This window comes from Streptomyces tropicalis (assembly GCF_029269835.1).
Taxonomy (GTDB): Bacteria; Actinomycetota; Actinomycetes; order Streptomycetales; family Streptomycetaceae; genus Streptomyces; species Streptomyces tropicalis.
This window is the reverse complement of the sequence record NZ_JARJBB010000037.1, coordinates 21900-28389: the sequence shown is the minus strand read 5'-3', so window position 1 is coordinate 28389 and position 6490 is coordinate 21900. Positions and strand designations below refer to the sequence as shown.

The window sequence follows — 6490 nt, the reverse complement described above, 5'->3', positions numbered from 1 at the left end:
CGCGCTCCTCCGGCGACGACCCGGCCGAACGGGAGGCCGCAGCCGGGCGCCGGGCACAGCAACATCCCGCGGGCGACGTGGCCGCGCCAGGTCACCCCCGGTTCCATCTCGCCGTTGCCCTCGCCGGCCGGCAGGTAGCGCAGCTGCCGGGTCTTCTTGTCGAACGCCAGGACCTGCGCTGTGTCCTGCGTGAAGGCCCGCGGCCGTCGCGGGCCGGAGTTCACGAGCCCACGCCACCGCGACGTGCCCATAGATGCTCCCTTCGCCGTTCCGATGATCGACCTCACTGTGCGGCGGCTACGCGGCGTGCGGCGGGGCGCAGCGGGCACGTTCCGCCGGGCGGACGAAAAGGGGCTGCGGATGCTGGGCAGGGCGCATGGCACGGGACCGGGGGGGCGGTGACACGCGGTCCCGTCATGGCGTGGACGGGCGTGGGCGCGCTGCTATGGTGCGGGCGGACAGGGCTGTACGGCGGCCCGACCGCGTGCGTCGATACCCGGCTTTTCACGGCGCGTTCTTCGGCGGCGAAACCGGCCACGGCTAGTCCTCACCTTCAGTGCCCAGGACGACTCCTGCAGGGCTGCGGTGCCGGGACGTGAGCCTTGCCGAAACGGAGTACGCCGTGGCCACGACCAGCAACCAGCGCCGCACCCGCGCCCGCCGCCTGCGTACCGGCGAGCCTCATGCCCTCGCGCTCGACGAGGTGCGACGCCACCGCGATGTGCTTCCCGCCGCATCCACCGACGGCCAACGAGACCTTGAAGCGCGCGTCCTGGCCGCGCTCGTCGGCGAGTTCGGCGCGCACCGCCCCCACGACCAGGGCGGCCCCTTCGCGCTGGCCTGGGTTGGCCCGCGCGAGGACTCGCTGATCCTTGCCGCCGCCGCATCGCAGCGCGAGCGCGTGGTGCGATGCCTTCTGCGAGCGGGTGCCGCCGACGGCCACGGGGCATCCGGCCTCGAGCAGCGCACGACCACCGGACGGTGGATGGCCCTGGCCGGCCCGGCCGGCGGCACCCTGCTGCTCCCCCGCGACCATGGTCCGGCGCTGCTGAGCGCCCGGGCGGCCCTGACCGGACGCCCGGACATCAGCCCTGTCCAGGACGTGCGCTGGGCCGGGACGGCGGCCGGCCGGGAGCGTGCGAGCACGGTGCTGCGCCGCATCCGCCTCTTCGCCGACCACGACACGGTGGACTTCCGCACGGCGCTGCCCGAGGACGCGGAGATCGCCGGACCGCACCCGGAGCTGCTGACGCGGCCCCGGCGCCCGCGCGTCATCGCGGTCGTCAACTCCAAGGGCGGCCACGGGTGCAGCTCTCTGGCCGCCGGCCTGGCCCAGGCACTGTCCGGCCGGGGCCACCGCGTCCTGTATCTGCTGACCGCGCGCGGCCGGCAGAGCGGGCCGGGTCTGCAGGAGCGCCAGTGGCCCGAGGCGGACCCCGGGCTCGCCGCCGTGTCCCAGGAGCCCGACCGCCATGTCCGTCCCATGCCCGGCCTCGGCCACGCCTTCGTCCGCTGCTCCGCCCCGGGCGCCGACGGCCCGGACGAGGCCCGGCAGTTGGCCCTCCTGCTGCGCCACCCCGCCCTCGACCGCGCCTTCAGCCACGTCGTCATCGACGCCTCCCCCACCGGCCTGCCGCGCGCCGCCGCCAGCACCGCCGACCTCACCCTCGCCCCCTGGCGGCACATGCCCCGCCTGCCGGGCCGGGAGGTCACCGAAGTGCGCCTCACCCCCCAAGGAGAGGTCTGGGCCTGGATCGAGGGCGCCTGGCGGGCCTTTGAGAACTCCGGCCCGGCCGCGCTGGAGGACTACGCCGCGTACGAAGAACGCCTCGCCCAGTTCGCCCGGCACCACGGCGCGCAGGCCGCCGCCGACGAGCTCGAGGACGGGCTCGCCAGGCGCCTGTTCCTGAACGACACCGACGAGGCCGGCCAGCAGCGGTGGGGAGCACGGTGGGAATCGGCACGGGACGGCTGGATCGCGCACCTGCAGCACCAGAACGGCGCCGGGTGGGACGAGGCGGCAGGTACGCATGTCACGCGCACCCTGTCCGACCAGGAGTGGGAGACCGCGTTGCGGTCACGGGTCGCCGAGGCCGCCGCCGAGGTGCTGTGGGACCTGCCGATCGCCACCGGCAGGCGCCGCCCCTGGCTGGTTCCGACCACACGGATGCCCGCCGAAGCGCTCCGCGCCCTGCGTACGGCATGCGCGGCCCAGGGCCTTCGCCTGTCCTCCACCGTCCTGCCCGACCTCGGCAACGCCATCGGGCCCGCGTCCCAGACCCGCTGGGAAGACGCCGCCCGGCAACTGGCCGACGAGGCCCACGCGCAACTGCCCCAGTGACATCACGGAGCACCACCTGCCTCGCCGGTGAGCGTGGAGAGCCGGCCGCGAGCGGGTCTCCACGCTCACCGCAAGGGTGGCGATCGTGCGGGAGAGCAACTGCCGCCCTCTCACAATGAGTAGCATCCGGCAGCAACAACCCAGGTACAAGGAGTGCTGTAGTGGCCGACGACCCCGCAAAGACCCCCATCCAGAACAAGTACGCGCAGCAGTACGCCGACGACCTCGCGGCCAACCGCCAGGAGCAGGGCGACGTCACCGCGCAGATCGCCGGTCTCCAGGAGCGCTTGGAACAGCTCAAGGCGGAGGAGGACTGGTTGGCCAAGGCGCAGGGCAGTCTGCCCGAGGTCCGGGTACCGAGCGCGCCCGAGGCCCAGTCGGCCGCCGCTGAGGCCGAGGTCCTGTCGGCGGACACGGCCGAGCAGGCCGAAGCCGCCGCGCCGGCCGAGACGGTCGCCGATGCGCCCCAGACCGTTCCGCAGCAGCGGCAGGACGAGTCGGTAACGGAGGAGCAGCCCAAGCAGCCCGCGAAGAAGACCGCGCCGAAGAAGACCACCGCCAAGAAGGCCGCCAAGACGACGGCGAAGAAGACCGCGGCCAAGACAACAGCCAAGAAGGCCCCCGCGAAGAAGACCACGGCCAAGGAGGCCCCGGCACAGTCGGCCGCCGCCGCGGAAGCCCCGGCGGCCGAGGCCGCGGCCGAGGAGAAGCCGGGGCCGCCGCTGTGGCAGCTCGCTCTGGACATCCTCCTCAAGACCCCCGGGCAGCCGCGCGTCGCCAAGGAGGTCCGCGACCAGCTCGCGCAGGACCATCCCGACCGGGCGACGTCCATCCAGACGGTGCGCAACAACCTGGAGACCCTGGTCAAGAAGAAGCTCGCGGAGAAGTCGCGCCAGCAGGGAAGCGCGATGTACACCGCGTACGCGGACACCGACGCGGATGCGGCGCCCGCTGCCGACGGCACCGCGGACGGCGGGGCCGAGCAGGCTCCCGAAGCCTCTGCCGAGAAGGTCCCGGCGGAGGTCTAACCCCCGCTGCGGCCCGCCCGGGCATCCGCGACGGCCCGACGGGCCGAGCGCCGCAGGTGCCCGGGCAGCAACACCGCGCCGACGATGAGCTCGAAGGCCGCCAGCGCGTAGCCGAACAGGTAGTCCTCGCCCAGGCCCCAGCTCAGGATGCCCGCAACGCACCCGGATCCCAGCCAGGCGACGGCCGCGCACGGCAGGCCGCTCCGCGTCCTGGCCGTGCCGTAGGCGGCGACGGCCGCCAGCCCCAGAACGGCGGCCACGACACTCAGCTCGGCGCGTGCGCCCAGGACAGCGGCGGCGAACACGCAGACCACCGCGCCGATGCTCAGCGCGGACCACGGGCGCAGGGCGGGGTCGGGGCGCATCACGGTCTCTCCAGGGCAGGGGGCGTCCGAGCCAACCACGCCCCAGCCCGGGCGGGCAATGAGCCCCCGTCCCGTCCGGCGGGCCGCGTCCCCTTTTGCGCGTGCGCCCCAGGCGGGCCGGACCGCAGTCCGGCGCCCGCCCGGCGGGATGGCCCTGGCGGTACGCCGGCGGGGCATTGAAGATCGGGCCCAGCCCGCGCCGCGCCTGGCGGGCGGGAACTCAAGGAGGGCCTGTGGTTGGGGCGTTGGTGTGGCTGGCCGTGTGCGCCGTGGTGATGGCCGTGGTCGGGAGCAGGGCCTGGGCGGTGTGGCAGTCGGGGCAGGACGCGCCGTGGGCGAAGCGGTGGGAGGTCGCCTCCGCGCTGCTGGGGGTGCTCGGGTTCACGGTCTTCACGCTGGCGCTGGTGGCCCGGGCCGAGGGCGCGGTGTTCACCGGCGTCGCGGTGGCCGTGGTGCTGGTGTGGGTCTTGGCCGCCGGGTGCGTGGTGGCGGAGAAGGCCGTACGCAGGCAGGAGGCCCAGGAGGCACGCGCGGCCCGGCACGAGAGGGGGCTGCCCATGGAGACGCGGATGTGGGCCCCGCGCACCGTGTGGATCGCGTGGGTGGTGGCCGGGTGTCTGCTGGCCGCCGGCGGACTGGCTGTCTGGGTGACACAGACCCGGCTCGATCCCGCTTCCGCGCGGCCTGAGGAACTCCTTTCCCAGGCACAGCAGTTGTCCACCACGGCGGCGATCGCGATGAGCACCGCCCTCGTGGTGTCGGTGGTGTGCGGTGCCGTGCACGCGCTGGCCCGGCGACGGCGTCGAGAGGCCGACCGCGCCCGGGTACGGGATGCCGAGCAGGAACTGACGGCGCCCGCCGCCGACGGGTGACCACTGGCGCGTCCCGGGCCCGGTGAAGGCCTCACTCGTCTCCGGGCGGGGCGCACGGTGCCCCGCCCGGCGTGCGGTCACTGGCTGTCGGGCGTCTTCGCCTGGCGGCGTCGGCGCGATCCGGCCCACACGGCGCCGCCACCGGCGGCCACCAGGACGCCGACCGCTCCGATGAGCCAGGTGGTGTTGGCCGAGCCGGTGTGGGCGAGCTGCGCGGTGGGCGTGGCCGGCTGGTGGGGTGCGGCCGGGGGCGGTGTGGTGGCCGGCGGGCTGGTGGGGCTCTTGGAGTCGGCGAGGGTGACGGCAACCTGGGCGCCGGGGCGGGCGGTGAAGCGCTGGGGCGCGGCGTCGGCCCGGTAGCCGTCCGGCGCGGTCGTCTCGCTCGCCCAGTACGAGGTGCCGTTCTTGAGCGTCACGTCGAGCTTGAGCTTGGCGGTGCCGTCCTTGCCGGTGGTCAGACGGGCGATCTCCTTGCCCCGGGTGTGCTTGCCGGAGGCGTCGAGGGTGTCGGCGTTGATCGTGATGACCGCTCCGGCGAGCGGTTTGCCCGTCGCCTTGTCGGTCTTCTTCACCAGCAGTTCGCCCTGCTTGAACGGGTCGATGACGGTGATGGGGTTGGCGGCCGCGGTCTTTCCCTCGGTGATGGTGATGTCCTGGTCGGGCACCCGCTCGTGCAGTCGGCTGCCGGTGTCCGTCTCGCGCAGCCGGTAGGTGCCCGGCGTGAGGTCGTCGAAGGCCAGGGTGCCGTCGGCTCCGGTCTTGCCCTCGGCGACAACCTTGCCGTTGGCGGGGTCGGTGAGCTGGAAGGCGGCGCCGACCAGGCGCTCGCCGCCCGGGTCCTTCTTGTGGATGGTCACGCCTCCGGGGGCGGCGGTGACCTGGACGGCGGCCTCCGCGCTCGCGGTGGTGGTGTCGCCGGCCAGCAGCATCCGCTGCGCCCGGCTGTCGCGGGGTGTGAGGATCTTCAGCTGGGAGCCGGGCAGGTTCGCAGCCGTGGCGCGGACGGTGGCGGTGCCCTTGGTGTCGGCGGTGAACTCCCAGCCGGCGGTGCCGTCCGGGCCGGTGGTGACCTGCCCGCTCTCGCCGTCCTTGCCCGCCTCGGCGAGCGCGACCTTGACGCCGGGCACCTTGGCTCCGGAGAGCTGGGCGATGACCGCGACGGTGACCGTCACCTTCTTCCCGGCCTCGGTCTGGGTCACCTCCGGGGTGACGGTCAGCCGGTAGGGGCCCGCGTACTTCTTGGCCTCGACCAGGTAGCCGAGCGCCGTCGTCCGGGCGGACGGGTCCACTTCGGGATAGGCCAGACGCTGCTTGCCACGGGCGCCGTCGATGCCGTAGGCGCCGCCGGCCAGCCACTCGTACACGGCCGCATCCACCGCGGCGGCCTGGGCCGCGTCCCGGGTCTGGCCGTACTTGCCCACGATGTAGGAGGCGTAGGCGAGGTGGGCGTCGGGCACGGGTCGGCCGGTGACCGAGGACGTCCAGTGCTCGACCGTCTTCGGGCCGCTGTAGCCGCCCGCCGCGTCGGGGCCCTTGCGCTCAGGATCTGCGCAGAACGTCTCGTAGTTGCCGTACACCGTCATGCCGGGCGGCCCGTACGCGCCGATGTGGGAGCTGGCGGCGTGGCCGTCGCTGTCCGGGATCGCGTAGCCCGGTCCGAATTTGTCGTGGCCGTCCGCCGGGGCCGCGTAGGCGGGTGACCAGGCGAGGGTGCCGGCCGCCGCGGCGGCGATGGCGGTGGCGGCCAGGCGCGACAACGCGCGGACGAGAGGTGCGTGCATGACGGGGGTGAACTCCTTGGTCAGGGAGGGGTGATGCGGGCCCGGGTACGGCAGCGCCCGCCCGGGCGGATGGATAGACGGGGGCCCGGGCGGGCGCGTGGAC

Annotated in this window: 5 protein-coding genes and 1 pseudogene; 3 read left to right on the top strand and 3 right to left on the bottom strand. The window is 74.3% G+C overall.

The features are described from left to right. Positions 1 to 251 (bottom strand): annotated as a pseudogene (locus P3H78_RS31435) (hypothetical protein); the annotation flags it as partial. Between the two features lie 371 nt (positions 252 to 622). Here P3H78_RS31435 and P3H78_RS31430 point away from each other — a divergent pair. Both P3H78_RS31430 and P3H78_RS31425 read left to right on the top strand, forming a co-directional pair. After that, positions 623 to 2341: a hypothetical protein gene (locus tag P3H78_RS31430; RefSeq protein WP_276112594.1), complete on the top strand. Its 1719-nt coding sequence runs from the start codon at positions 623 to 625 to the stop codon at positions 2339 to 2341. A gap of 161 nt (positions 2342 to 2502) precedes the next feature. Continuing rightward, positions 2503 to 3369, top strand: coding sequence for a hypothetical protein (locus P3H78_RS31425; protein ID WP_276112593.1), 867 nt, complete (start codon positions 2503 to 2505; stop codon positions 3367 to 3369). Here the strand turns inward: P3H78_RS31425 and P3H78_RS31420 are convergent. Beyond that, positions 3366 to 3734: a hypothetical protein gene (locus P3H78_RS31420; protein ID WP_276112592.1), complete on the bottom strand. Its 369-nt coding sequence runs from the start codon at positions 3732 to 3734 to the stop codon at positions 3366 to 3368. The genes P3H78_RS31425 and P3H78_RS31420 overlap by 4 nt on opposite strands. Before the next feature lie 233 nt (positions 3735 to 3967). Here P3H78_RS31420 and P3H78_RS31415 point away from each other — a divergent pair, with 233 nt between their 5' ends. Next, entirely contained in the window at positions 3968 to 4606 is a 639-nt protein-coding gene (locus P3H78_RS31415) for a hypothetical protein (RefSeq protein ID WP_276112591.1), read from the top strand. Between the two features lie 77 nt (positions 4607 to 4683). Here the strand turns inward: P3H78_RS31415 and P3H78_RS31410 are convergent, their stop codons facing one another. Further along, positions 4684 to 6387, bottom strand: coding sequence for an MSCRAMM family protein (locus P3H78_RS31410; RefSeq protein ID WP_276112590.1), 1704 nt, complete (start codon positions 6385 to 6387; stop codon positions 4684 to 4686). Between the last annotated feature and the right edge of the window lie 103 nt (positions 6388 to 6490).

Excerpts from the sequence above, each read along its gene's own strand:
- P3H78_RS31420 (WP_276112592.1), bottom strand. The coding sequence starts at position 3,734 with ATGCGCCCCGACCCCGCCCTGCGCCCGTGGTCCGCGCTGAGCATCGGC.
- P3H78_RS31410 (WP_276112590.1), bottom strand. The coding sequence starts at position 6,387 with ATGCACGCACCTCTCGTCCGCGCGTTGTCGCGCCTGGCCGCCACCGCC.